Genomic DNA, 24,115 nt, shown 5'->3' on the forward strand with positions numbered 1-24,115 from the left:
CCTGTATTCAACATTCAGAGGTATATTTTCAGCCCTTTGAATACCTCATTGGCTTTTAAGCAATCCAATGCCCGCGAATAATAGCAAAACGTTATATAGATGGGCGTAGTGCAGACTGCGGTAGACCGTCTGTTCAGCTTTAATACCAGGTAATGTTTAGAAAGCTTTAAAAATTAGCGTCTTAGAATATTTGTGCTGAAAAATAAGAAGCCAAGCCTTATTTCAAAAAGGCTCGAGTGGCAGTGAGTCATCTTTGTGATTTCAAAAATAAAAATAAAATAGTCGTATTTTTGTTCGAAAAAGAGGTGATCCTTGCCCTAGAATTTTGTAGAATCCCCGCCTAATTTTCTTACACATATGATTCATGGCAAAGAACGTTGTGGTACTCGGCACTCAATGGGGTGACGAGGGTAAAGGCAAGGTCGTAGACCTACTCACTGATCGCGCAAAATATGTTGTTCGTTACCAAGGCGGGCACAATGCAGGTCACACTCTAGTAATCGACGGTGAAAAAACCGTACTTCACTTAATCCCATCAGGCATCCTACGCGATAATGTTACCTGTATTATTGGTAACGGTGTTGTGCTAAGCCCTGACGCACTAATGAAAGAAATGACTATGCTTGAAGAGCGTGGCGTTCCAGTGCGTGAGCGATTAAAGATTAGTGAAGCTTGTCCGCTTATTCTTCCTTATCACATTGCACTAGACGTAGCGCGCGAAAAAGCCCGCGGCGCAAAAGCAATTGGTACAACTGGTCGTGGTATCGGTCCAGCGTATGAAGATAAAGTAGCCCGTCGTGGATTACGCGTTGGCGACTTGTTTAATGCAGAAGACTTCGCAGCAAAGCTGAAAGAAGTGCTAGACGTGCATAACTTCACGCTTACTCAGTACTATGGCGAAGAAGCAGTAGACTTTGATGACACCTTAAAAGGTGCAATGGAAGTTGCTGACATTCTTAAAGCAATGGTTGTTGATGTAACTGACGAACTAGACAAAGCACACAATGCTGGCTTACCTATTATGTTTGAAGGTGCACAAGGTACACTTCTAGACATCGACCACGGTACTTATCCTTATGTTACGTCGTCAAACACTACCGTTGGTGGTGTAGCAACGGGCGCTGGTTTTGGCCCGCTTAAGCTAGATTACGTATTGGGTATTGTAAAAGCATACACCACGCGTGTAGGCTCAGGCCCTTTCCCTACTGAGCTAGATTGTGAAGTAGGCCAACACTTAGGTGTTAAAGGTCACGAGTTTGGCGCGACCACAGGTCGTAAGCGCCGCACGGGTTGGTTCGACGCAGTTGCGATGAAACGCGCAGTACAAATCAACTCTATTACAGGTTTCTGCTTAACTAAGCTTGACGTACTAGACGGTCTTGAAAGCCTTCAAATTTGTGTAGGCTATAAAGATGCAGACGGTAACGTGAAAGACGTTCCACCTATGGCGGCTGACGGTTACGAAAAAGTGACACCAGTTTATGAAGAAATGCCGGGTTGGACAGATAACACCTTTGGTGTAACTGAGTTTGAAGCGCTACCACAAGCGGCGAAAAACTACATTAAGCGTCTTGAAGAGCTAACAGGTGTGCCGGTTGATATCGTATCAACAGGCCCTGACAGAAACGAGACTATCGTTCTACGCAGCCCTTACGACGCGTAGAGGCAAAGCGTTACATACCTTCTAAAGCCCGGTGTTTACCGGGCTTTTTTGTTTGCTTACGAATTTTATTTCTTTTTCACTTACTTCTATCACACCTCATTTTCGGCATCTGAATTTCACGAATGTAAATCCGACGATTAGCGTGTAAAAACGCGAACGCATTAAACATTAATTAACAATTTAGTTGCGTTGTCTTCGAACATCCCTATTAATATAAGATAGTATCAGTTAATTATTACGCTGCTTTGCCCGACAACAATCTTACGATGAGCCATAGAATTGTTGCATTGGGTGTTATGCTATCGGAGCCTTCTTATGCCAAATAGACCTTCTCTTCACGCAGTGGAAACTGGCGTGTGTTTCGTTGACGTCGTTCACAAGCTTAACGACAGTTTCGATACAGGAAAAACCCAGTCTTTGGAGTGGCGTAAAAGCCAGTTAAAGGCATTAGAAACCCTGCTTAAAGACAACCAGCACGACATTTTACAGGCCCTTAAAAATGACCTGGGCAAATGTAAGACCGAAGCCATGGTAGCGGAACAAGGGTTTCTGCTTTCTGATATCAAGCATACGCTCAAGCATTTGGACAAATGGGCAAAACCACGCAAAGTATCAACGCCCATGGTGGCATGGCCAGGTAAGAGCTTTCGCAAGCCTGAGCCCCTTGGCACTGTGCTTATTATCGGAGCGTGGAATTACCCGCTGCAGTTACTACTAGCTCCTTACATTGCTGCCATCGCAGCGGGCAACTGTGCGGTATTGAAACCCTCTGAATTGGCTGAAGAAACTTCGTCGCTGGTGGCTAAGCTTATCCCTCAATATATGGATAATTCATGCGTTGCAGTAATAGAAGGCGGTAAAGATGAAGCGACGGCGCTTCTTGCCTGCAAATGGGACCATATTTTTTACACCGGTGGTGAAGTGGTGGGCAAAATTGTCATGAGCGCCGCGGCCAAACATTTAACGCCTGTAACCCTTGAACTTGGCGGTAAGAGTCCTTGCTTTGTTGATAAAAACACAAACCTTGCTGTAACCGCGCGCCGTTTAGTGTGGGGTAAATGGATGAATGCAGGCCAAACGTGCATTGCGCCTGACTATGTCATTGTTGAAAAGGGCTTTGAGCAAAAGCTTATTGATGCGGTTAAAAAAGAGCTGAAAAAGCAATACGGCAAAGCGCCTTTATCGTCACGAGATTACGGCAATATAATCAATCATCGACACTTAAAACGTCTTGAAAGTTACCTTGAAAACGTCAATGTGGTGTATGGCGGCGAGCTAGATGAATCTCGTCCAGCAATGGCGCCTACCCTTGTTCTGGAGCCATCGCTAGATAGCCCGCTAATGAAAGAAGAGATCTTCGGCCCTATTCTACCTATTATCACTGTTGACAACATGGAGGCGGGTATTAAGTTTGTGAACAGCAGGCCTAAGCCACTCGCACTTTATGCATTTAGTGATAAGGATGATGTGCTTGGTAATATTATCAGCAAAACCAGTTCAGGCAGTGTGTGTACTAACGACACTATGCTGTTTATGACTAACCCTGAGTTACCGTTTGGTGGCGTAGGAAATAGCGGCATGGGTAACTATCATGGCCAAGCAGGTTTTGATACATTCAGTCATATTAAAACGGTAATGAAACGTTCATTCGCCCTCGACGTATTCTTTCGTTATGCGCCGTTTTCTAAGTTTAAGCTGTCGTTGCTTAAGAAGTTTTTATAACAGGAGTTTTCATGGTTCAACCTTTTCATCTTGCCATTCCGGTCACTAATTTAACCGACGCAGAAGCGTTCTACGGTGAGTTGTTAGGCTGTGAAAAGGGCCGCAGTGACACCCAGTGGATAGATTGGAACTTCTTCGGCCATCAATTAGTGACGCACTGTGTAGAGGCCATGCCGTCACCGCCTGCTTATAACGGGGTAGACGATCATGCTGTGCCGGTGCCGCACTTTGGCGTTGTGCTAACCATGGACGATTGGCAAGCACTGGCAAGTAAATTAGAGGCTGCCGATACCGAGTTTGTTATCGCACCTTATATTCGTTTTAAAGGCAAGCCGGGTGAACAAGCCACCATGTTTTTCAAAGACCCTTTCGGCAACGCCCTAGAGTTCAAAGCGTTCGCCGATATTTCTCAGCTTTTCGCTTCATAATATTTAGGGTCTTTACTCTTTGTTAGCGTCCTGTAGCGCAGCTCTCTTTGTGGTCAGCATTGTTAAGCGCTTTAAAAGACTTCCATCTAGACCAAAGTTAGTACGTTAAAGATTACAGGCTCTTGGCTAGTGCTTCTTCTTTTTCGGTTTGAAGCGTTTATATAAAAGCGCAACGCCGGTAAGAGTGAATAAAAAGGCGCAGCCCGAAAAAGCAATTAACCACGGCGTGTTAAAGTTACTCCTGTCTTTATAATCCATTATGTGCAGCATCCACATGAAATCAAACAGCCGCCATGTGTCGGTTCGTACGCGAAGAACACTGCCTGTGTTTGGGTCGATATAAAACCGCGAATTAAGGTCATCATTGAAGTTTACCTGCCATAATGGCGCAGACAGGTTTTGCACTTCTTGAGGTAAAACGCTTAATAGCTGAGTCTCACCAATATCGCCAGTACCTGCGTATTGCCCTTTTGCTGCTTTACGAATAGCGCTTTCTTGCATGGTTTGCAAAGCTTCACCTGTTAATGCGCTGTAGCGATAGGCAATGTTGTCATCTACGACATGATAAACAGGAATAGCATCAAGCGTGTTTGGGTCAGCATGGCCTACTTCATTTATGCGATGGGTGAGTGATAGCACCGCAGTGCTGCTGTGGCGGCGCAAAATGTCGGAAGGGGTAACCGTAACTTTGTGCCACGACGTTGTGACGGCGTGTTTTAAGTGGTTGCCTCTTACTTCATCTATGGGTAACCAAGCCATAACCAAGCCGCTTATAAACCATAGGCCTATTTGAGCAAACAGAATTAAGCCCAGGTAGTTGTGCGCCTTGCGCATAAATTTCATCATCAGGTTTTTTGGTTTTATTATCAAAAGGCTATAACATCAGAAAACAATAACTGAGTAAACCGAAGAAGAGGGTGGTTTTGAATAAAGCATTAGTGCTGGTAGACGTACAAAACGTGTATTACACCTGCCGTCAGGCGTACAAACGTAACTTTAATTACAACCGGTTTTGGCGTGAACTTACCTACAACTTGGATATTGCCCATGCTTTTGCATACGCCATAGACAGGGGGGACAGCAAGCAGCGTGAATTTCAAAACATTCTTCGTGCTATTGGGTTTGAAGTAAAGTTAAAGCCTTTTATTCAGCGCGCTGACGGCTCGGCGAAAGGCGACTGGGATGTAGGTATAACGGTAGATGCACTTGAACACGCCAACGATGTTGATGAGATCATTCTGGTGTCTGGCGACGGCGATTTCGATATTCTTGTAAACGCCCTTAAAGGAAAAGGGAAAACCGTAACAGTGTACGGCGTTCCCACATTAACGGCTGAAAGTATTCAAAAAGTGGCGTCTAAGTACGTGCCTATCGACGCCACGCTGTTGTTGTAGTTTTCAGCTTGTACCTTGTTAAAGGCTGAACTAATAACGCTGAGCCCCCAAAGCTACACTAATGGAGCTCAACTAATGTGGCTCAGCTAACAGCCCTGTGCTAATAGGGGGATGCTAATACGGTCGTGCTAATACGGCTGAATTAGGCTTTTACCCCGACCGCTTTTTTCCGATGCGGCTTCTACACCCTCTTTAGTGCGCTTAATTAAATGCACATCACCAAAGCGACGATTATCCACGGTATAGCCCATTGCTTTAAGCTCATTTACCGTTGCCTCTGTAAACCCGTCGTGCATACGAATGGTGTCTTTGGGCAATAGCTGGTGATGAAAACGTGGTGAGTTCACGGCTGCTTCAGCGCTCATATCGTAAAGCAGGGCATTCAATAGCGACTGAGTTACTGATGAAATAATGGTAGTGCCGCCCGGAGAGCCCGTTACCAATACCACTTGGTCGTCTTTAGTGACCAGCGTTGGTGTCATAGAAGACAGCATGCGCTTGTATGGTTCAATAGCATTCGCCTCACCACCCACTGCGCCAAAGAAGTTAGGTACGCCAGGCTTGGCACTAAAATCGTCCATTTCATCATTCAACAAAAAGCCAGCGCCAGTCACAACAACACCGCTACCAAAAGTAAGGTTGATGGTTGTGGTATTGGCAACAGCGTTACCCCATCTGTCCATAATAGAGAAGTGTGTTGTATCTTCACTTTCTTTCAAGCCAGGCTTAACGCTTGGAGTATCAGAAATGCTGGTAGGCTGAATATCTGCTGCGCGCTCAGTAATATAGTTAGCGTCAGTGAGCGCTTTTACCGGAACACTAACAAAATCAGGATCGCCCATGTATTCAGCGCGATCGGCAAACACGCGCTTACCAATTTCTGACATAACGTGAATGTATTCAGTACTGTTTTGCGCTGGCAAATCGTGCGTTGCGTCATAGGCTTCTAGCATGCCAATCCACTGGGCAACGGCAACACCACCAGAGCTTGGAGGAGGTGCGGTCACCAGCTCATAACCTTGCCAGTTTAGGTGAAGAGGTTTTCGCCACACTGCTTTGTAGGCCAGTAAGTCTTCATAGGTAATAAGGCCGCCGTTTTGCTGCATAAAATCAACAATATGATTTGCTACATCGCCTTTATAAAAGCCATCCTTTCCCTGTTGCTGAATAGCTTTAAGCGTTTTCGCTAGCTCTGGCTGTTTGAAAGTAGTGCCTGCTTTTGCATCTGCAAAGTATTCACTGAAGTTGTTATTGATACCTGTTTCTTTGGTACGTTCAATATAGTGCTCAATGTTATTCGCCAGCTTCTCGTGAACCACAAAACCTTGCTCGGCCAAATCAACGGCTGGTGCAAGTAGACGCTCCCAATCCAATGTGCCGTATTTTTTATGCGCGGCCCACATGCCTGCTACGGTACCGGGAATGCCAGACGCTTTAGCCCCAAACAAGGATTCGTAAGGTTTTACATTACCTTGCTCGTCAAGATACATATCGCGATGGGCATTTTCAGGTGCCATTTCACGGTAATCTAAAAAGTCGGTGTTATCTTCAAACTTTATTGTCATAAAGCCGCCACCACCTACGTTGCCCGCCTCAGGTAGGGTAACAGCCAAGACAAACTGTGCCGTAATAGCAGCATCAATTGCGTTACCCCCTTCTTGGAGTACCTGCATTGCAGCATCGGCACTGTAACTGTCAGGCATAGCAACGGCCTGTTGGCTAAGCCCTACTGTATTGTTGCTAGCACTATCAACAGGGGCATTTGGCCCATGGGAACACGCTGCCACTACTGAAATAAATGCCACTATTATCGAGATAAACCCGACGTTAGCTATCCGCTTTTTCATTACAAACTCCTTGTTACAGACATTGCTAAACCTTTGCGATTAGCAACTGACTTCCAGCAAACTTTAACCAACGGCATTAACCAAGCATGACCAAGCTTGCTACAAAATAGGCAATAAGCGTAAGTGCGCCCGCAAATAGTGCGTAGGGAAACTGAGTTTTAACGTGCGTTAATACGTCAGTACCTGCTGCAAGCGAAGATACGGCAGTAGTGTCGGAAATAGGTGAACAGTGATCACCAAATATGCCGCCCCCCAAAATAGCGCCAATGACCAGTGAAGGGGGTAACCCTAAACTTTGAATCAGCGGCACACCAATAGGAATTAGGATAGCGAAGGTGCCCCATGACGTGCCTGTGGTAAACGACATGATCGCTCCGGCAATAAATAGCATGGGAACAATAAGAACTAAAGGAAGATACTCTCCCACTATGCCCGCGACAAACACGCCTGTTCCAAGCACCTTAAGGCTATTGCCTAAGGTTAACGACAGTAACACTATAGTTACTAGAGGAAGTAGTTCACCCATCCCTTTAAAACCAATTTCTACCGCTTCCTTATGGGTAAAACGTTTGTGTACGAGCAGCAACCCGTATGCAATAGCAGTGGCTAAAGCCGTAGCGTAAAGTACAGATTTGCTCCCGCTGCCTTCAGACAATACGCCATTACCTGTCCAGAACATGAAGCCAACCATGCTTAATACCATTATTATCAGCGGTACTAACATGAAACGTGCCTTGGTGGCAGGTTCCGTAGTTTGGTTAACCTCTACATGCGTGAGTGCTTTTTCTTCCTCAGCCATTGGGCCGTGTACTTTGTCAGCGGAAATAGTGTAGGCCACAATCAGTAAGGTGAAGACAGCGTAAAAGTTAAAAAATACGCTGCCCCATAAAATTGAAGCTGACGAAGCGGGTAGTTCGTAGGCATCGAGCAGGCTGAGTATAAATGCCCCCCAGCCGTTCAATAAAATCAAAATACAAACGGGCGCGCTGGTGGAGTCGATGATGTAAGCTAAGCGCGCGCGGCTCATGCCGAAACGGTCAAACAGACCTCGGGCGAATATGCCGGCAGTGAGCACGCTTAAGTTTGATTCTATGAATACAGCGATGCCAGTAAACATGGTCAAGCCGCCAACTTGTTTGCGACTCTTCGCTACCCCTTTGTTTACTAGAAAGTTGACCGTTGCCGTTACGCCACCAGAGTCACGTATAAATGCGAGCAACGCGCCCACTAGTACAGAGAAAATAAGCACCCGTGTATTGCCTGGGCTGGCAGCGGTATCAACCACACGCTCTATGGCATTAATCGGGGCCATGTAGCTGGTTGCGATATCAGCATTTACCAGAATTAAGGCTTCGGCAGACAGAACGGCTAGCGCCAATGCTAAAATGACTTCTTTTTTCCAAAAAACGACGGCAATAGCCACAAGAGGGGGGATGACTGACATCCAATCCATACTTCTTTCCAAACTTAAATTTATGTGTGCTTAGGACCTGCTGCTTAAGATTTTTTTCTTAAGTTCAGCGTGCCCTACAGGTATGTCTTTTCACGTAGCAAATTATATAAACTAACGCGTAAGAGAAGGTGTGATTGCAGTTCAAAGTTGGCGAACATGCTTCTCTCATTTATGCTAGCGTACCGTATTGTGCTTCGTGTTACCAAGGATTAGATAAACATTGTTATTCCAGCAAGTTATTTGTAAAAAACGTGCTTCGTTGATGGGCCTTAGCGCTATCTTGTCAGGCATACTCATTTTATTAAGTGCTTCACTGTTTACGGCTAGCGCAACCGCTCAATCTGGAAGTGCTAACGCTTCGAATAATCCTAAGCCCAGCGCTGATGCCGAAACAATTCGCGCTGTAAAAAACATGCTCGGGCAAAAAATCATTTTGGATTTTCGCTATTTCTGTGAAGACAATACGTCGTCTTCGCGCTGCCGTACGCCCATGACCGTAATTCCACCGTCGCTTTTAAATGTGCTCAGTACGCACAACATCGGCGGTGTTATTTTGTTTTCAGAGAATATTCAAAATACCAAGCAGTTAATTACGCTCAATTACACCATGCAGCAGCACATGGTAAAAGCAGGGCGTCAGCCGTTATTCATTGCTGTCGACCAAGAAGGGGGCAGAGTAGCAAGGTTGCCCTCAGACATGCTCTCGCCGTTTGCAGGTAACATGGCCATTGGCGCCACTTTTCACCAGCGAGGCAGCGCATTTGCACAAAGTGTGGCATCGCATATTGGCCAAACGCTTTTACCGCTGGGAATAAACACCAATTTTGCGCCTTCGATTGATGTAAATAGCGAGCCGAAGAACCCCGTTATTAACGTACGCAGCTTTTCGGAAAACCCAGAGCAGGTAGCCGCACTCGGGCAGACATTTGTCAGTGCTATGCAAAGTACAGGTGTAATGAGTGCTATCAAACATTTTCCAGGCCATGGTGATACCCATGTAGATAGCCACAGCGGCTTGCCGCAAGTAACACATAGCAAAGCGCAAGCTATGGCGGGTGACATCCTTCCTTTTGCGAATATCATTAATAGTGCAACACCTCCTGCAATGATAATGAGTGCACACATTCAGTACCCGTCTTTAGACGATACAACAATTATTGATAAGCATGGTAAGTCACAAATAGTTCCTGCTACTTTGTCGAAGAAGATACTAAGTAATTTGCTTCGCAACCAATTAGGATATCAAGGCCTTATCGTTACTGACGCGTTAGACATGGCAGGTATTACTCAGTTCTTCTCTCATGAAGAAGCATTAGTCAGTGCATTCAGCGCAGGTGCTGACATTGCGCTTATGCCGTTCACCATAAGAACCCAAGACGACATAAAAAAGTTCGCGTTACTTTTGGATAATGCAGCAAATCGAATGTCAGAAAGCGCTTTCTTGAAAGCATCTCATAATCGTATTATTAAGGCAAAACAGCGCTTTGCTCTGCAAAATTTTATTTCCAAGCCCATGTCGTGGTGGCTCAGTGAAGCGAAAGAGAATGCTTCAATGAATAACCCTAACAGTTTGAAAAACCGAGGAATTCAAATTGAGAAAGCGCTTTCCAAGTCGTCGGTATCTGTACTCTTCGGGAAGGAAGAGTTGCCAATAACTTCAAATCGCTGGTTGGCGCTTATGCCAGACGCAGCAAGGTGTTTAGCATTTGAAGCCGCGCTTACACGCGCACGTTCCAACTTCAACAATACGACTCTGGAGTTTGCGTGTTTGCCGTTAACTGCGTTACCTAAAACCCAATTAGCAATGAATCTATTAAAACAAGCTGACGTGCTGGTGGTTGGTAATATTAGCCCGCTCCATGCTAACTATGAATTAGGAGGAGTCGATTTACCTGAGCATGTAAAACGACGCGCAAGCGAAACTGAGGTGATGGCATTTAGCAAGAAAATAATGGTTGCTGCGAAAGCACAGAATAAAACCGTGGTCTTTACGCCACTGCGCATGCCATACAAAGCGCATGACGTGAAAGAGCTAGCCGATGTTGCTATTGCTACATTTAGTTATGCGGTGAACATTACACAGCAAAGTGACAAAGAAAATCAGCACGTTACGAGCTATAGTCTTAATGCTTTGGTTGATGTATTACTGGGTAGCGCGCTCGCTGAGGGACGTTCACCTGTTTCGTTGAAATAGGTGGCCACGCGAAAGCAGAGACCAAAACCAAAGATATTGCCCATTTAAGTGCGAACTAAGAGCCAAGCCAAAAGCCATTTCAAAAGCCATTTCAAAAGGAAGTATCGTGAATACAACAAATACATCAGGCGCTACGCAAACGTCATTAGTCGATACGGTATTAAGTGCGTTGTTCCCTTTTATTCCGCTCCTTGTCGCTATTGTATTGGTAATAAGTGCGCTCATCGCACTGCACTACCTTCTGCTAGCCAAGCAAAGCCATCTTACTAGTGAGCAAAAGTTACCTCGCCAAGTTGGAATGTTGGTACTTACTATCATTGGCGCTGTCGTAATTGCTATGACGCTCCCTGTAAGTGAGAGTACTAGAAATCAGGTTATTGCACTTATCGGCGTACTTATATCAGGTGTGATTGCCTTTTCTTCTACCACTATGGTTGGGAATTTGATGGCGGGGATCGTACTTCGTGTAAACCGTCCGTTTAAAGTGGGTGACTTTATCAAGGTAGAAGGCTACAGCGGTCGCGTTACCGAAATGGGCTTGCTCGATGTGGAAATTCAGACTGAGAGCAGAGAGCTTATTGCCTTTGCCAATACACTGATGGTGAATTCGCCCGTTTCTGTGACCAGAGCGTCTGGCGCAATTGTTAGTGTGGATATCAGCTTAGGTTACGATATTCATCACAGCATTATTGAAAAGCACTTACTTGTGGCAGCTGAAAATGCCCAGCTGTCAGAGCCATTTGTGCAAGTAGTTGGGCTAGGCGACTTTTCAGTAAGTTATCGCATTTCAGGTCTACTAACTGAAGTGAAGAGTTTGCTGAGCGCGCGCTCAAGGCTTCACAAAGACGTACTCGACGCTTTGCATAATGCCGATATTGAAATTGTTTCTCCTAGCTTTATGAACCAACGCCCCCAGCCTGACGGTTTGAAAATGATAGCTAAATCGCCTGGACACACTAAGCAAGAAGAAGCATCTCCTGAAGACGTTATTTTTGACAAGGCTGAAGAGGCAGAGCAAAAAGAAAAAAGTAAAGAAACGCTGATGCAGACGATCGCCGATATTGATGCAAAAATCGCTGAAAGTGACGGTGAAAACAGAGATGAGCTTAAACATCAAAAAGCCACCGCTGAAGCTCAGCTCGCAGCTTTGGTAAAAACAAAAAATGAAGAAGGTTAGTTTTTACTAACTTTTTTGGATTTGAATAAGCCTGGGTTTATGCGGGTGTGAGTGCTTACTTACATGTCGTGTGTTAAGTTTGGCATCGCTAACGCTTCCTCCACATTTACCTTGATAAGATACCTAAAATCCTCAAGGGTAAAGGCGTTTATCTGTACATCAATCCGTGTCTTCGTAAAGCAGGTATGCTTTTCGTTTTTCTCTAAATTTGCTTAACTCTTTCTGCCAACTTTGGCGAATTTCTGCAGGTGTTTTGCCGGCTTGAATTTGAAATCGTAGCGCATCGGTACCCGCTAATTTGTCGAAGAAATCTGGGCGAGTAAAGAAGGTTTCTTCAGAGGCATCACTGGCGCTGATCATCTTGTTATAGTCAGAAAAACGAGAATAGGCATCTATCAATGTAGTGATATCTAAGCCACTAATTGGTGAGCGCTTGTGAGTTGTTTGCTTAGAGTCAGAGCCTTCCAAGATCGTAGGATCAGCATAAGAAAAGACATGTGCACTTAGCAGAGTATTTTCATGTTTAGGGTGGGGCGCTGCACTATTTGCATTTACCGGTATCTTGCTTTTACCAAACTCAACAAACGGGTGGCCAATAAGTTGAAAAGGAAAGTCAGTACCGCGACCTATACTCACGTCGGTGCCCTCAAAAAAGCACAGCGTTGGGTAAAGGCGTATCGATAAATCGTTTGGCAGGTTAGGGCTAGGCGCTACGGGCAATGAATAATGTGCAGTGCGTTGATAGTCCTGCACCGGGACAACGGTAAGCTTAGCGTTGTCATAACTGCTCGCGTCAATATCTAACCACTGTTCCCCCACAATCATTTGAGCAAGTTCGCCCAAGGTCATACCGTGTAAGACGGGGATAGGATGCATGCCAATGAACGACGAAAATTCAGATTGTAGTATTGGCCCGTCAACAAAGCGGCCGTTAGGATTTGGCCTATCTAACACGATAACGTCGATATTACGCGCAAAGGCCGCCTCCAACACATAGTGCAAGGTGCTTAAATAGGTGTAAAAGCGTACGCCTACATCCTGAATATCGAAAACAATCACATCGATGCCATCCAACGTGTCGGGGGAAGGCTTTTTGGTTGCGCCGTAAAGGGAGTGAATAGGTATACCGGTTTTAGCATCAATATTGCTATCTACCTTTTCGCCAGCACCTTTGTCTCCTCTAAATCCGTGCTCCGGTGACATAATACTTACAACATTAATACTGCGTTGAAGTAGGGCATCAAGCAGATGCTGATTGCGCTGGCTTGTATTTATCTTATTTTTTTGTGTAGCCAAGCTGTTGCTTGATTCGCGCTCTTCAGGCTCAACTTTGCTAGAAGGCAATGCGCTGTGGCTCGAAACCAACGCGCTTTGGTTTACCACTAAACTAACCCGTTTACCTGCTAGCAAGTGCAGGTATTTCGAATAGCGTTCAGCGCCTACAGTAAACTGCTTAGTGCTTGATACGGGCTGCTTATCCCCTCTTGATACGGACTGCTTAGTCCCTGGCGCAGGCTGCTTTTCTATTAATGTAGGATGCTTCGCGTTGCTACCTGTATCACTTGTATATACATGTGTAGATAGGCTTTTTTGTGCACAGCCGTTAAGTGATAAGCCAATTAGTGCTGGAGATAGTACTGCAATGAATGCGCTCGACGTTAGGCGTCTAAATACCTTGTTCAATGTGACCGAAGTTAAAACCTTCATAGCATTAGTTTACCGTGGTTACTCGCTTCTATTCACGGCGGAACGTAAATACCCACCGCTAGCATCTAATTGAGCGGCGGCCTGCTCGGCAGATTGCCCCGTTAATACCATTAAAATAGCAACTTTAGCTTTGTTATTACACGCACTAAGCGCTGCTAAAGCAGCATTTTCACTGCAGTCCGTAGCCTGCATAACAATGCGAAGCGCACGGGCTTTTAGTTTTTCGTTAGTGGCATTCACATCTACCATTAAGTTTTGATAGGTTTTCCCCAGCTTAATCATTGTGCTGGTGCTAATCATATTAAGAATTAGCTTTTGCGCCGTACCCGACTTCATGCGCGTACTGCCAGTAAGTGCCTCGGGCCCAACAACTGGGCATATAGCTACATCAGCATTGGTAAAAATAGCGGCGTTAGGGCTACATGCAATAGCGCCGGTAAAGCAGCCAAGCGAACGGGCATATTCCAGTGCGCCACTTACATAGGGTGTACGACCGCTTGCCGAAATACCAATAACGGTATCGTTTTGGTTTAGGGATACCGCTTCAAGATCAGCACGCCCCGCGCTGAAGTTGTCTTCAGCACCTTCAACGGCGTGCTGAATGGCTTTTTCACCGCCAGCTATCACGCCAATAACCAGTTCATCAGGTACGCTAAACGTGGGGCGGCACTCCACCGCATCAAGTATGCCCAGCCTGCCGCTGGTCCCCGCGCCTATATAAATAAGCCTGCCACCATTTTTAATGCTAATGGTTGCAGCATCCACCGCTTTTCCAATTTGCGGAATTTGCGAGGTAACTGCGTTTGCCACTTTCGCGTCTTCGTTGTTAATGCGGGCAAGAATACCTTCGGTGCTTAGCGTGTCTATATCGAGGGTGTCTGGGTTTCTGCCTTCTGACACAATTTTATTCAGTGACTGGGCTAATTCGTTAACGGTGGGTTTATTACCTGTCGCTTGATTGTCAGTACTGACTGTATTTTTAATACTGGCGTTGGCAGACGATTCTGAACTAGAAAGATTGTGCGAAGACATTGAAAACCTTGGGGCAACGAAAATGTGATAATGAGCTAGCGCAAAGCATAACGGTATTTTATGCCATAAGAAACCTTGCGTTAGACAGTAGGTTTTTCAATATTAATCCTGCGCAGCTAATATGCTTCTCGTGGTACACTTTGACTTTCGATATTCTTTCTCATTAAACATTTAAGGAACGTGTTTTTCTGTGAGCCGACAAACGCAAGCTATCATTCATGCTGATTCCCTTTTAAGTAACTTTAAAGCCCTTGCTGCTTTAGCGCCCTCAAGTCAGTCTATGGCGGTAGTAAAGGCCGATGCTTATGGTCATGGAGCAGTAAATTTAGCGCGCATTCTTCAGCATGTTTCTTCGCGTTTTGCCGTAGCAATAATTGAAGAAGCCATTGCGCTTCGCGACGCGGGAATTTCTGTGCCTATTGTGGTGTTAGAAGGGGCACATCAGGCAAAAGAGTGCCAAATGGCGTTTCAGCATAACTGCATTTTGGTTATGCACTGCGAAGAACAGCTTAGGTGGTTAGAAAGCTGCCCCGAACAGCAGCGCCCGCATATTTGGCTTAAAGTGGATAGCGGCATGCACCGGTTGGGTTTTGCCCTTTCCGATATCGAGGGGATTGCTGTTAAGTACAATCATTTACTTAGCGAGCAAACGGTTATTGCTACGCACTTTGCGTGCGCTGACGATGTAGATAATAACTTTACCAACACGCAAATCGATGCGTTCAATCAAGTAGCGAGTAAATTGGGCTTGCCAACCAGCGTGGCTAATTCTCCCGCCACGGTAAACTGGCCTGCAAGTCGAAATGCTTGGAACCGTTTAGGTGTGGGGGTTTATGGCGGTGCCGTTTCTACCTCACAAAATTTCGACATTGAAATCTACCCTGCCATGACACTTCGCTCCAGTGTATTAGCGGTACGAACCATACCGGCAGGCGAGGGAATTGGTTATGGTCAAACCTGGGTAGCAAGTAAGCCCAGCAAAATTGCAACCGTAGGCATTGGTTATGCCGATGGCTATCCAAGACACTGCAAAAACGGCACGCCTGTAATGATTAGAGGTAAACGCGCCTATTTAGCTGGCCGCGTTTCTATGGACATGATCACAGTCGATGTAACTCATATCGACAACGTCGCGGTGGGCGATGAAGTTGAACTCTGGGGGCAGAATGTGCCAATTCAGGAAGTTGCGGCTAATGCTGACACTATCGACTACGAGTTAATGACCCGCGTTTCTCAACGGGTGCCGCGCATTGTAAAATACCTTTAACTTTCAAAGCAGTGCCAATTTGGCCAATCTTTATATAAGTTTTAATAAAGCACTATTCATTAAAAGAATGAGACTTTCACCCCCATTTTGAGCCTATACTGTATTGGCTTGGTTGCGGGATTGCGGTGAATGTTTCGCCTCCAACTGTGCTGAGCAACAACTCATAAGTGAGGTTTGTATGCGTACTTCGTTTTCTCGTCCAAGAGTGAACCGTGGAGTAGTAAGTCGACCGTCAAGACCTGTTCAGAAGAAGCAATAGGTTTGTTGTAGGCGTCTAGGAATACAAATAAAAGATACAAGAAAGCCCGGTTAGGTTGTGCCTAACCGGGCTTTTTATTTGTATTCCTAATCATCGCTGCTGTCTCTTTTTGAGGGGAGTAACAGCGAAAATTTATGACCGAATGACAAAGACTGGCTGAGTAAATTTAGCCGTTTTGTGCGCGAAGTTCGCTGTCTAAGCACTGTTCTAGGCTGTTTTCAGCACGATTTTCCATGTGATTGGTCTCGGCATTGTTTGACTCAGCGTTTGCCTTTTTTGATTCAGATTCGCCTTGCACTGGGAAGTAACGCTCTGGTCTATGGTTAAGCGAAATAACCATGTTCAAACAAAATGCCGCTAAAATTGAAATCAGCACTAAAGGCCAAGCGATGAAAAACAGAGCACTAAGTAATATACAGCTATCTACGGTCAGCTGGAATGTACCGGCTCTAATATTGAAACGCTGTTGTAAATAGAACGCCATAATACCAACGCCACCAAGGCTTGAGCTATGACGAAACATCATCAGCATACCTACACCAATTAAAATACCGCCAAATACCGCCGCAAAAAATGGGTTTACGTGGCTAATATCCACAAACGCTGGAATTTGCTCGGTTAGTACAGAAACCGTGGTGACGGATATGAAGGTGTTAATGGTGAAACGCTTGCTAATTTGCGTCCAAGCTAGGGTGTAAAACGGTAAGTTAATCAGAAAGAATAGCAAGCCGAAGTCCATATCTACGGCATAAGTACCTAATAGCGCTAAGCCTGCCGCGCCACCTACCATTAAGTCTTGAGACTGAAATAAATATACGCCAAAAGCAACAAACAAGCCGGCGCTTATCAGGGCGAAAACATCCTCGATGACACTGTGTTTTGTTTTTTGCATAAGAAAAAGTTTGCGTTAAGAAGACACAGCGTAATTATACGTTTACAACACAGTAGGTTACAGCGAGATGAAAAGTTAACTCGGTGCGATAAATGGCGGAAGGTAAGTTTGCCTTTACGACTTTTAGCGCACCGGTGAATAGGGTGTTGCGTCGATGTAAACGTTGCACCAACCTGGTTCACATAAAACGCAAAAAGTAGAGGAAGCTGCTAGGGAGTCTGATTACTCAACAATAGAGAATACAACGGTATCTTGCTTATTAAACTCTACACTGCATTTCATAATGCCTAGGTGTAGAGGGCTATATGCTTCAATTTTGCTGCCATTTGCAACAAACTCTGTATCCCACAACAATAAGTTTGCAGTATCTAGCTGGCGTTCGACACTTTTTTTCGATACGCCAGGCGTAAAATTGTCGCAGAGAATTATGACTTCGCGCCTTGCTTCTATCCAATAAAACGTCGTAGTGATCAAAAGTGCTATTGCCGCTATTGCAACAACATCAGCAATAATGGAACGCTTCATCGCCTGCACGTGCTACTTCTCCTCTACTTTCTTTCACTATTCACTTAAAACCTTGCCGCGAAAAATATCGCAACGACAAGGCGCACTTAATATAAAGTGCAATTAGGTGGTTTGGATCAAATCCCACTTATTGCCAAACTTATCTCTAAAGATGGCTACCGTACCATACACTTCTTCCCGAGGGGTTTCTAAAAATGCCACCCCTTTGCTTTGCATGGCATTGAAGTCGCGCCAGAAGTCGTCAGTATTCAAAATTAAAAATACTTTATCGGCGGCTTGGCTGCCAATGAGTGCAATTTCTGTGTCATTTTTTGCTTGCGCCAACAACAAGCTCGTAGCACTGTGTGGTGGGGTTACCAGAACAAAACGCGAGTTTTCGCCGGTTACTTTGTCTTCGGTTAAGGTAAAGTTTAAAACCGTGGTGAAGTATTCAATGGCACTGTCGTAGTCGTCTACAAAAAAAGTAATGGCCGAGAGGTTTTGCGTCATAAATCAGGATCACGTCATAAAGTTAAGCTAAGTTAGCTGCGCATACTACCTAAAAGCTGACTGAGCTGAAATGCGGGTTGTCAGTTATTGCATGAAGTTGAGCGATTTCATTAAGCGCAATATTTTGCTTGGTTTGGTCGATGGACATTTGAATACACTCTGTGGCCACGTCGTTGCGTTTATCGATAACTGTGGTCAGTGCTGTACCCTTTACCGTATTCCCGTCTTTTAATACTACGCTCACCTCAAGCTCATACATGCAGGCAATTTCGATGTAGTCGTAAAGCTGGCACGCTATGTTCACATATTCCCCTATTCGCTGTTCAAGTGGCGACCAATTAGTAGAGTAGACCTGACGTTCACAGCAAAACTTTCCGCATCTACCGCGCATACATAGCGCTTCACTTTCCACCGTAAAGGACCAATGTTTAAATGCCTCCGCCTTGCGGGGGGCGATTAATTTGCATGAGTCACTTCACAGAAGTCTGACCTTAACAAATGATCTTTTTTTAAGGTTTGCTCAGTATTGTTAGTACTGAAGGATTTATTTTGGTGCGCTATACATCTAAGCGCTTGAACGCCCCTTATGTTTCTTAGAGGCATTTTTTAGCAAAGGGTTCCCGCCAAAAATTCAATACAGGAACAGTAATGAACAAGCTACTATCCGCATTTTCTTTAGTTTCAATAGCCTCGTGCACCTCAAGCTTCGCAAATGCCGACGAACTACCCTTTAATTTGAGCGGTCATGTTAGGGTTAACTACGGGCATCAAGACTGGCAAATCCCCGAGTTTAGAGATGGTTTCGAATTTGAATCATTCAAACTTGGCGTGTCGGGTGAGTCAGAACAATTTAGCTATAAGGCCGAATATAGATGGTACGAAAACACTGATTTCGATACCGTACGCTTCGCTGACCTTACTTATCATTTTGATGATCAAACCGAAATCACCGCAGGCATAACGCAAACCCCGTTTGGCCTACAGCCCTTTGCCAGCAACAACTTTTGGTTCTCGGTAAATTATTATCTTGGCTTCGAAGATGATTACGATGCTGGGGTGAAAATAAACCACGATTGGGGCAACTGGGATTTTCAAGCCGCCTATTTTATGAACGACGAGTACAACGATGCCGCTGAGTTTGGGCGCTATTCGTTTGACGTGGCGGATGACGGTGAATATCGAAACAAAGAAGACGGCCAATATAATTTGCGGGCTAATTATTCAGCGAACTTTATTCGTGGTGCCACTACCGACATTGGTGTGTCGTATCAATACGGCAATATTTTAAACTTGGATACCCTAGATGATGGTGATATGAATGCCTATGCCGTGCATATGCGTCATACCCAAGGCGATATAAAGGTCGAACTACAGTATATCGACTATGAGTACGATTTAGCTGCACCAGAAGGTCAAGCAGACGATCGCATAGCGCTATCCTCTTTTACCTTTCCATTTTTGGCGGCTGCCGACGGTAAAACCTATTCAGCAAACCTTGTGTACTCTGTGCCTTATAAGTTTACTCACATAGAATCACTTACTTGTTACTCAGAGTACAGCGTGGCAAAAGGTGAAGGAAGTGAAGGGAAAAACTCTTCGCAGTGGATAAATGGCTGTAGCTTTGGCTGGGATAAATTGTTTGTATATGTAGATAGTATTCAAGGCAAAAACATGTGGTTCTCAGGCGGCCCAGGCGTGGGGCTAGACTTAGGTGGAAGACAAGAAACCACCCACCGCTTGAACATAAACCTTGGCATTTACTTCTAATCACTTACAGGACTTTGACATGCGATCATTACTTATAGCGACATTTATACTAGCGCTAATTCCAATGCAAAGTTTTGCCCATTCATGGATGAAACTGCGCATTGCGACCACAGAATATGCGCCTTATACGTCAACTGACATGCAGCACGAAGGCTATATAAATCATATTATCGCCGATGCGTTCTTAGAGACAGGTGTTGTAGTGGAGTTTGTATCCTTGCCTTGGGAAGAAGCCTTGGAAGCAACCTTAAAAGGCGAATATGACGCCATTTCATACGGCAACTTTGTACGTTCTCGAGAAAGCGAATTTTTCCACAGCAACCCAATAAGCGCAGAAAGCTTGGTGTTCTATGTTAACGCCGAAAAAGGCCCTGATAGCTGGAGTGACCTTAGCGATATACAAGACCTCAAAATGGGTGTTACGCAAGGGTATTTATATAACGATGAGCTTGCTACCTTCATTAAAGGTAACGAAAGCGTAGTGGAGCGCGAGACTGATAAAGCGAACTTAGAAGCTCTGATAAACGGTGATATCGATGTTTTCCCCATTGATGAACTTACCGGCTGGTATTTACTTCAGCGCGATTTCACCAGGGGAGAGCGCAGAGATGTAATGCCAATCAAGCCGTTTATTTCTACCGTCACCACGCACCTTCTAGTACCTAAAGGTCAAGGGGACAGTCAACTTATACTGTCTTTATTCAACAAAGGGTTAGAAGAACTGACGCTAGACGGGAAGTTAACGCGCTTCAAGCGTCTGCTGAAAGAAGGTTATTACCAGCACCCTCAGAAAAAAGTGAATTTCGACCGACGCTAACATAAAATTTTTAGCCAAACCCTAGTTAATTCAGGTTGTTTTAAATCGAAAACTAGGTTGCGAACCAGCAGTGTTCGCAACCTACCCTCCATTCTATTTTCCTGCCGCTTAGTGTCTTTTCTGCTGATTATTAAACTGATATGGTTAACGGCTATTTTCTAATGCCCATTTAGAGGTTGCCTTGTCGTACACAGCTGAAACACCCTTCTTTGCCCGCGCTATCACCTTACTAAAATTACTTGGGCCTGGTGTGCTGATGGCAACGGCGGCGGTAGGTGGAAGCCATTTAGTGGCATCCACTCAAGCAGGGGCAAAGTTTGGCTGGCAATTAGCGCTGCTAATACTATTGGTAAACCTTCTCAAATATCCGTTTTTCAGGGCAGGCGTAAGTTACACCATCAGCACGAAGCAAACCTTGCAGCAAGGTTATCTAGAAATGGGCAAACGGTATTTAGCCATTGCCTTGTGCCTAAATAGTATCGCGTCGGTAGTTAATGCTGCCGCGCTGTTACTTTTTGCAGCTAGTTTATTGTCGTACTTTATTCCATTTGATATAGCCATAGCGGTGTCTGCCTCAGTAGTTTTAGCACTTATATTACTGATTTTACTGGCAGGGCATTTTGAAGGCCTGGACAACATTGCCAAAGGCATAATGGGTGTGCTTGTGGTGGCAACACTTGCTGTATTTATTGTTGCCCTTAGCAATTACACCGCACCGGTCACCCCCGCTGATTCGCAGCCCTCTCCATGGACACTCGCCACCTTAGGCTTTTTAGTGGTAACAATGGGGTGGATGCCTGCACCAATTGAAATCTCCTCCATTACCTCACTTTGGTTAAAGCGCCAGTGCAAAGACCAGGCGGTTACGCCTAAATCTGCGCTCTTTGACTTTAATTTAGGCTACGGGGTTACGGTTATTCTAGCGTTATTGTTTTTAGGGTTAGGCGCATTAATCTTATATGGTAGCGGCACCGAGTTGAGTACAAGCGGCATTGGCTTTTCTCATCAGCTTATCAGTATGTACTCGTCAACCATTGGGCAGTGGGCGCACTTGCTTATCGCCGTTGTCGCCTTTCTTTGTATATTCGGCTCGGCGTTAACCGTGTATGACGGCTACGCTCGGGTAGTCGCTGAGGCGATAGCGTTACTGCTTAACAAGAACAAAGCGGCCCGTACTACACTTGTTACGCCAGTTTTACTGTCCATGGCAGTATTCAGTTTTATTATTGTGCTTTTTTTCAAGTCTGCGTTATTGGCCATGCTAGGCTTCGCAATGACGCTAGCCTTCGTCACGACGCCTATGTTTGCTTGGCTGAACCATAGACTAGTGGCGCGAACTGAATTACATAAAGATGCCGCTCCCAATATTGCTGTAAAGCTACTGAGTTATTTAGGCTTGGTTTATCTGTTTGGCTTTCTAATGGTGTTTATTTGGTGGAAGTGGTCTAGCTAATGGCTTCTCTTGTACCAAACTTTAATAGGCAAGTGGGTTGCATTGGATCATTCAGCTGCGGACGCCCTACGAAAAAATCCGATGCCTGCGCACAATAGTTATCTAGTCATATTAATAGGTTTACCTAGCGTACTCTTAAGTTAGTAAATTAGGTTAATAACGCATACTTAAGCATGTAATCATGTAAGACTCATCTATACTTACCGCAATGCTGTTAAGGAGGGCGCGGCTAAGTGCGTAACGTAATCCTGTTCTCGTCACAATTTTCTCGTAAATTCGCAAACTTTTTATTCCTTAGCCTCGTGTTCATGGCGATGTGGGGGTGCGCAGAAGATACGTCGAAATCTATTCAATGGAACAACGCTTACGACATCGAAAGAGAGCTTCATCTTTTAGGGCAGCAAGAAGATCCGCGAGAAATTTACAGGCGGTTACAAGGAATGAAGCAGCAAGCATCGCTTCAATTGTCGCAGCTGCGTCAAACAGGGCGACACGACCCGCTATTTATTGAATGGCTTGAGTCATTGAGAATCAGTTTGTCTCTAGCCCCGCTTTACGGCAACGCAATCGAGACTTGTAACGTATGGCAGAACGCCATGGAAGAGGCATGGGGTGCGAGAATCAGTAATTTGAACGAGCGAGCTAAACTCGTGTGGCGGGTGATGGTGGCTACTTGCAACACACGAGTTCGCTCTTTATAAATAACTCTTACTTAATGTAAACAGGGCGCGCAGCTGTCAGTGCTGCTACATTACCTTTAACCTGTCGAACCACTGCACTATCTTCCGGCGAGGTTAACACATCGCAAATCCAGTGGGCCAGTTGTGCGCAATCTTCTTCGCTAAAATTGCGTGAAGTGACCGCAGGGGTACCAATTCGAATACCACTTGTCACAAATGGCGACTGCGGGTCGTTGGGTACTGTGTTCTTGTTTACCGTTATATTTACGCCATTTAATATCGCGTCGGCTTCTTTCCCGGTCATTCCTTTGTTTACAAGACTTAGTAGGAACATGTGGTTATCGGTTCCATTAGATACTACGTCAAACCCACGCGTCATAAATACATGGGCCATAGCGCGTGCGTTGGTAATCACTTGCTTTTGGTAAGTTCTAAACTCTGCAGTCATGGCTTCTTTGAACGCCACTGCTTTGGCCGCAATAACGTGCATTAGCGGGCCGCCCTGAATCCCCGGGAAAATAAGTGAGTTAAACTTCTTTTCAAGTTCAGGGTTTGTCTTACACATAATAAGCCCGCCGCGAGGGCCACGCAGTGTTTTGTGGGTAGTGGTAGTAACCACGTGCGCCGCGTTAATTGGAGAGGGATAGACCCCCGCGGCTACAAGACCTGCAACGTGTGCCATATCTACCAGCAAATACGCGCCAACGCTGTCGGCAATTTCTCTAAACTTTTGCCAGTCGACAACGCGAGAATACGCTGAAAACCCTGCCACAATCATCTTTGGGTTATGCTCGTTAGCTAAAGCTTGTACTTGGTCGTAGTCAATCTCACCGGTTTCGGTGTTTAGCCCATATTGAATGGCATTGTATAGCTTGCCTGAAAAATTAGGTTTTGCGCCATGGGTTAGGTGACCGCCGTGATCAAGACTTAACCCGAGTATGGTGTCGCCTGGGTTTAGCAACGCCATGTAAACCGCAGTATTCGCTTGCGAGCCAGAGTGGGGCTGTACATTTACATAATCAGCTTCAAACAGGGCTTTGGCTCTGTCGATAGCAAGCTGTTCAACTTTATCCACGGCTTCACAGCCACCGTAATAGCGCTTGCCCGGATAGCCTTCTGCATACTTATTAGTTAGCTGACTGCCTTGCGCCTGCATAACAGCTTTGCTGGTGTAGTTCTCCGATGCAATCAGTTCAATGTGATGTTCTTGGCGTTCGTTTTCTTGCGCAATAAATGCTGCGATATCTGGGTCTTGTTGGTGAAGGTGCTGGTTAAGTGGGTTCATGCTGGCTCCTAAATGTCATTATTTTGTATCTGATACTAGGAGTGTAAAAAGAATAAATAAAATT

Annotated in this window: 21 protein-coding genes; 11 read left to right on the plus strand and 10 right to left on the minus strand. The window is 45.2% G+C overall.

Features of this window, described 5'->3' with window-relative positions; genetic code table 11:
- Nucleotides 1-364 precede the first annotated feature (364 nt).
- The 3 genes from ACXAGV_RS17550 to ACXAGV_RS17560 all read left to right on the plus strand — a co-directional run bounded on the left by ACXAGV_RS17550 (nt 365) and on the right by ACXAGV_RS17560 (nt 3,813).
- Nucleotides 365-1,663: an adenylosuccinate synthase gene (locus ACXAGV_RS17550; RefSeq protein ID WP_474874343.1), complete on the plus strand. Its 1,299-nt coding sequence runs from the start codon at nt 365-367 to the stop codon at nt 1,661-1,663.
- Nucleotides 1,664-1,978: 315 nt separating this feature from the next.
- Nucleotides 1,979-3,385: an aldehyde dehydrogenase family protein gene (locus ACXAGV_RS17555; protein ID WP_474874344.1), complete on the plus strand. Its 1,407-nt coding sequence runs from the start codon at nt 1,979-1,981 to the stop codon at nt 3,383-3,385.
- Between the two features lie 11 nt (nt 3,386-3,396).
- Nucleotides 3,397-3,813: a VOC family protein gene (locus ACXAGV_RS17560; RefSeq protein ID WP_049588357.1), complete on the plus strand. Its 417-nt coding sequence runs from the start codon at nt 3,397-3,399 to the stop codon at nt 3,811-3,813.
- A 126-nt stretch (nt 3,814-3,939) separates the two neighbouring features.
- On the opposite strand, the gene ACXAGV_RS17565 is transcribed toward ACXAGV_RS17560, so the two are convergent.
- Nucleotides 3,940-4,647 (minus strand): PepSY domain-containing protein, encoded by a 708-nt coding sequence (locus ACXAGV_RS17565; protein ID WP_474874345.1) that lies wholly within the window; start codon nt 4,645-4,647, stop codon nt 3,940-3,942.
- Between the two features lie 89 nt (nt 4,648-4,736).
- Here ACXAGV_RS17565 and ACXAGV_RS17570 point away from each other — a divergent pair, with 89 nt between their 5' ends.
- On the plus strand, nt 4,737-5,207 hold the full coding sequence (locus tag ACXAGV_RS17570) for a LabA-like NYN domain-containing protein (RefSeq protein ID WP_474874346.1): 471 nt from the start codon (nt 4,737-4,739) through the stop codon (nt 5,205-5,207).
- Nucleotides 5,208-5,335: 128 nt separating this feature from the next.
- On the opposite strand, the gene ggt is transcribed toward ACXAGV_RS17570, so the two are convergent.
- Together ggt and ACXAGV_RS17580 are read right to left on the minus strand one after the other, a co-directional pair.
- Nucleotides 5,336-7,054, minus strand: coding sequence for a gamma-glutamyltransferase (ggt, locus tag ACXAGV_RS17575; RefSeq protein ID WP_474874347.1), 1,719 nt, complete (start codon nt 7,052-7,054; stop codon nt 5,336-5,338).
- A 76-nt stretch (nt 7,055-7,130) separates the two neighbouring features.
- Entirely contained in the window at nt 7,131-8,507 is a 1,377-nt protein-coding gene (locus ACXAGV_RS17580) for a Na+/H+ antiporter NhaC family protein (protein WP_474874348.1), read from the minus strand.
- Between the two features lie 220 nt (nt 8,508-8,727).
- Between ACXAGV_RS17580 and ACXAGV_RS17585 the strand changes: the two genes are divergently transcribed.
- Both ACXAGV_RS17585 and ACXAGV_RS17590 read left to right on the plus strand, forming a co-directional pair.
- Complete coding sequence (locus ACXAGV_RS17585; protein ID WP_474874349.1) at nt 8,728-10,701, plus strand: glycoside hydrolase family 3 N-terminal domain-containing protein; 1,974 nt, start codon at nt 8,728-8,730, stop codon at nt 10,699-10,701.
- Nucleotides 10,702-10,807: 106 nt separating this feature from the next.
- Nucleotides 10,808-11,878, plus strand: coding sequence for a mechanosensitive ion channel family protein (locus ACXAGV_RS17590; RefSeq protein ID WP_474874350.1), 1,071 nt, complete (start codon nt 10,808-10,810; stop codon nt 11,876-11,878).
- Between the two features lie 159 nt (nt 11,879-12,037).
- On the opposite strand, the gene ACXAGV_RS17595 is transcribed toward ACXAGV_RS17590, so the two are convergent.
- The gene (locus ACXAGV_RS17595) at nt 12,038-13,585 is read right to left on the minus strand and encodes an exo-beta-N-acetylmuramidase NamZ family protein (RefSeq protein ID WP_474874351.1); all 1,548 of its coding nucleotides are present in this window, start codon (nt 13,583-13,585) and stop codon (nt 12,038-12,040) included.
- An 18-nt stretch (nt 13,586-13,603) separates the two neighbouring features.
- Nucleotides 13,604-14,617: an N-acetylmuramic acid 6-phosphate etherase gene (murQ, locus tag ACXAGV_RS17600; RefSeq protein WP_474874352.1), complete on the minus strand. Its 1,014-nt coding sequence runs from the start codon at nt 14,615-14,617 to the stop codon at nt 13,604-13,606.
- Nucleotides 14,618-14,807: 190 nt separating this feature from the next.
- Between murQ and alr the strand changes: the two genes are divergently transcribed.
- Complete coding sequence (alr, locus tag ACXAGV_RS17605; protein WP_474874353.1) at nt 14,808-15,884, plus strand: alanine racemase; 1,077 nt, start codon at nt 14,808-14,810, stop codon at nt 15,882-15,884.
- A 425-nt stretch (nt 15,885-16,309) separates the two neighbouring features.
- On the opposite strand, the gene ACXAGV_RS17610 is transcribed toward alr, so the two are convergent.
- The 4 genes from ACXAGV_RS17610 to ACXAGV_RS17625 form a co-directional block, all read right to left on the minus strand.
- Nucleotides 16,310-17,035 (minus strand): YitT family protein, encoded by a 726-nt coding sequence (locus ACXAGV_RS17610; RefSeq protein WP_474874354.1) that lies wholly within the window; start codon nt 17,033-17,035, stop codon nt 16,310-16,312.
- 222 nt (nt 17,036-17,257) lie between these two features.
- Entirely contained in the window at nt 17,258-17,569 is a 312-nt protein-coding gene (locus ACXAGV_RS17615; RefSeq protein WP_014948122.1) for a hypothetical protein, read from the minus strand.
- A 93-nt stretch (nt 17,570-17,662) separates the two neighbouring features.
- Nucleotides 17,663-18,049 (minus strand): VOC family protein, encoded by a 387-nt coding sequence (locus ACXAGV_RS17620; RefSeq protein WP_474874355.1) that lies wholly within the window; start codon nt 18,047-18,049, stop codon nt 17,663-17,665.
- 49 nt (nt 18,050-18,098) lie between these two features.
- Nucleotides 18,099-18,440, minus strand: a complete 342-nt coding sequence (locus ACXAGV_RS17625) for a Rho-binding antiterminator (RefSeq protein ID WP_474874356.1) — start codon at nt 18,438-18,440, stop codon at nt 18,099-18,101.
- A 257-nt stretch (nt 18,441-18,697) separates the two neighbouring features.
- On the opposite strand from ACXAGV_RS17625, the gene ACXAGV_RS17630 reads away from it, so the two are divergent.
- The 4 genes from ACXAGV_RS17630 (at nt 18,698) to ACXAGV_RS17645 (ending at nt 22,787) form a co-directional block, all read left to right on the plus strand.
- Nucleotides 18,698-19,816, plus strand: coding sequence for a hypothetical protein (locus ACXAGV_RS17630; RefSeq protein WP_474874357.1), 1,119 nt, complete (start codon nt 18,698-18,700; stop codon nt 19,814-19,816).
- Nucleotides 19,817-19,835: 19 nt separating this feature from the next.
- On the plus strand, nt 19,836-20,633 hold the full coding sequence (locus ACXAGV_RS17635; RefSeq protein WP_474874358.1) for a substrate-binding periplasmic protein: 798 nt from the start codon (nt 19,836-19,838) through the stop codon (nt 20,631-20,633).
- A 181-nt stretch (nt 20,634-20,814) separates the two neighbouring features.
- Entirely contained in the window at nt 20,815-22,086 is a 1,272-nt protein-coding gene (locus ACXAGV_RS17640) for an NRAMP family divalent metal transporter (RefSeq protein WP_474874359.1), read from the plus strand.
- Between the two features lie 233 nt (nt 22,087-22,319).
- Nucleotides 22,320-22,787 (plus strand): hypothetical protein, encoded by a 468-nt coding sequence (locus tag ACXAGV_RS17645; RefSeq protein ID WP_474874360.1) that lies wholly within the window; start codon nt 22,320-22,322, stop codon nt 22,785-22,787.
- A 7-nt stretch (nt 22,788-22,794) separates the two neighbouring features.
- Here the strand turns inward: ACXAGV_RS17645 and glyA are convergent, their stop codons facing one another.
- Nucleotides 22,795-24,051, minus strand: coding sequence for a serine hydroxymethyltransferase (gene glyA, locus ACXAGV_RS17650; RefSeq protein ID WP_474874361.1), 1,257 nt, complete (start codon nt 24,049-24,051; stop codon nt 22,795-22,797).
- Nucleotides 24,052-24,115: the final 64 nt, after the last annotated feature.

This window comes from Alteromonas sp. ABH4_453, assembly GCF_056160665.1.

Coding starts and splice junctions, on each gene's coding strand:
- ACXAGV_RS17550 (WP_474874343.1), top strand. CDS start 365: ATGGCAAAGAACGTTGTGGTACTCGGCACTCAATGGGGTGACGAGGGT.
- ACXAGV_RS17555 (WP_474874344.1), top strand. CDS start 1,979: ATGCCAAATAGACCTTCTCTTCACGCAGTGGAAACTGGCGTGTGTTTC.
- ACXAGV_RS17560 (WP_049588357.1), top strand. CDS start 3,397: ATGGTTCAACCTTTTCATCTTGCCATTCCGGTCACTAATTTAACCGAC.
- ACXAGV_RS17565 (WP_474874345.1), bottom strand. CDS start 4,647: ATGCGCAAGGCGCACAACTACCTGGGCTTAATTCTGTTTGCTCAAATA.
- ggt (WP_474874347.1), bottom strand. CDS start 7,054: ATGAAAAAGCGGATAGCTAACGTCGGGTTTATCTCGATAATAGTGGCA.
- ACXAGV_RS17580 (WP_474874348.1), bottom strand. CDS start 8,507: ATGGATTGGATGTCAGTCATCCCCCCTCTTGTGGCTATTGCCGTCGTT.
- ACXAGV_RS17595 (WP_474874351.1), bottom strand. CDS start 13,585: ATGAAGGTTTTAACTTCGGTCACATTGAACAAGGTATTTAGACGCCTA.
- murQ (WP_474874352.1), bottom strand. CDS start 14,617: ATGTCTTCGCACAATCTTTCTAGTTCAGAATCGTCTGCCAACGCCAGT.
- ACXAGV_RS17610 (WP_474874354.1), bottom strand. CDS start 17,035: ATGCAAAAAACAAAACACAGTGTCATCGAGGATGTTTTCGCCCTGATA.
- ACXAGV_RS17620 (WP_474874355.1), bottom strand. CDS start 18,049: ATGACGCAAAACCTCTCGGCCATTACTTTTTTTGTAGACGACTACGAC.
- ACXAGV_RS17625 (WP_474874356.1), bottom strand. CDS start 18,440: ATGCGCGGTAGATGCGGAAAGTTTTGCTGTGAACGTCAGGTCTACTCT.
- ACXAGV_RS17630 (WP_474874357.1), top strand. CDS start 18,698: ATGAACAAGCTACTATCCGCATTTTCTTTAGTTTCAATAGCCTCGTGC.
- ACXAGV_RS17635 (WP_474874358.1), top strand. CDS start 19,836: ATGCGATCATTACTTATAGCGACATTTATACTAGCGCTAATTCCAATG.
- glyA (WP_474874361.1), bottom strand. CDS start 24,051: ATGAACCCACTTAACCAGCACCTTCACCAACAAGACCCAGATATCGCA.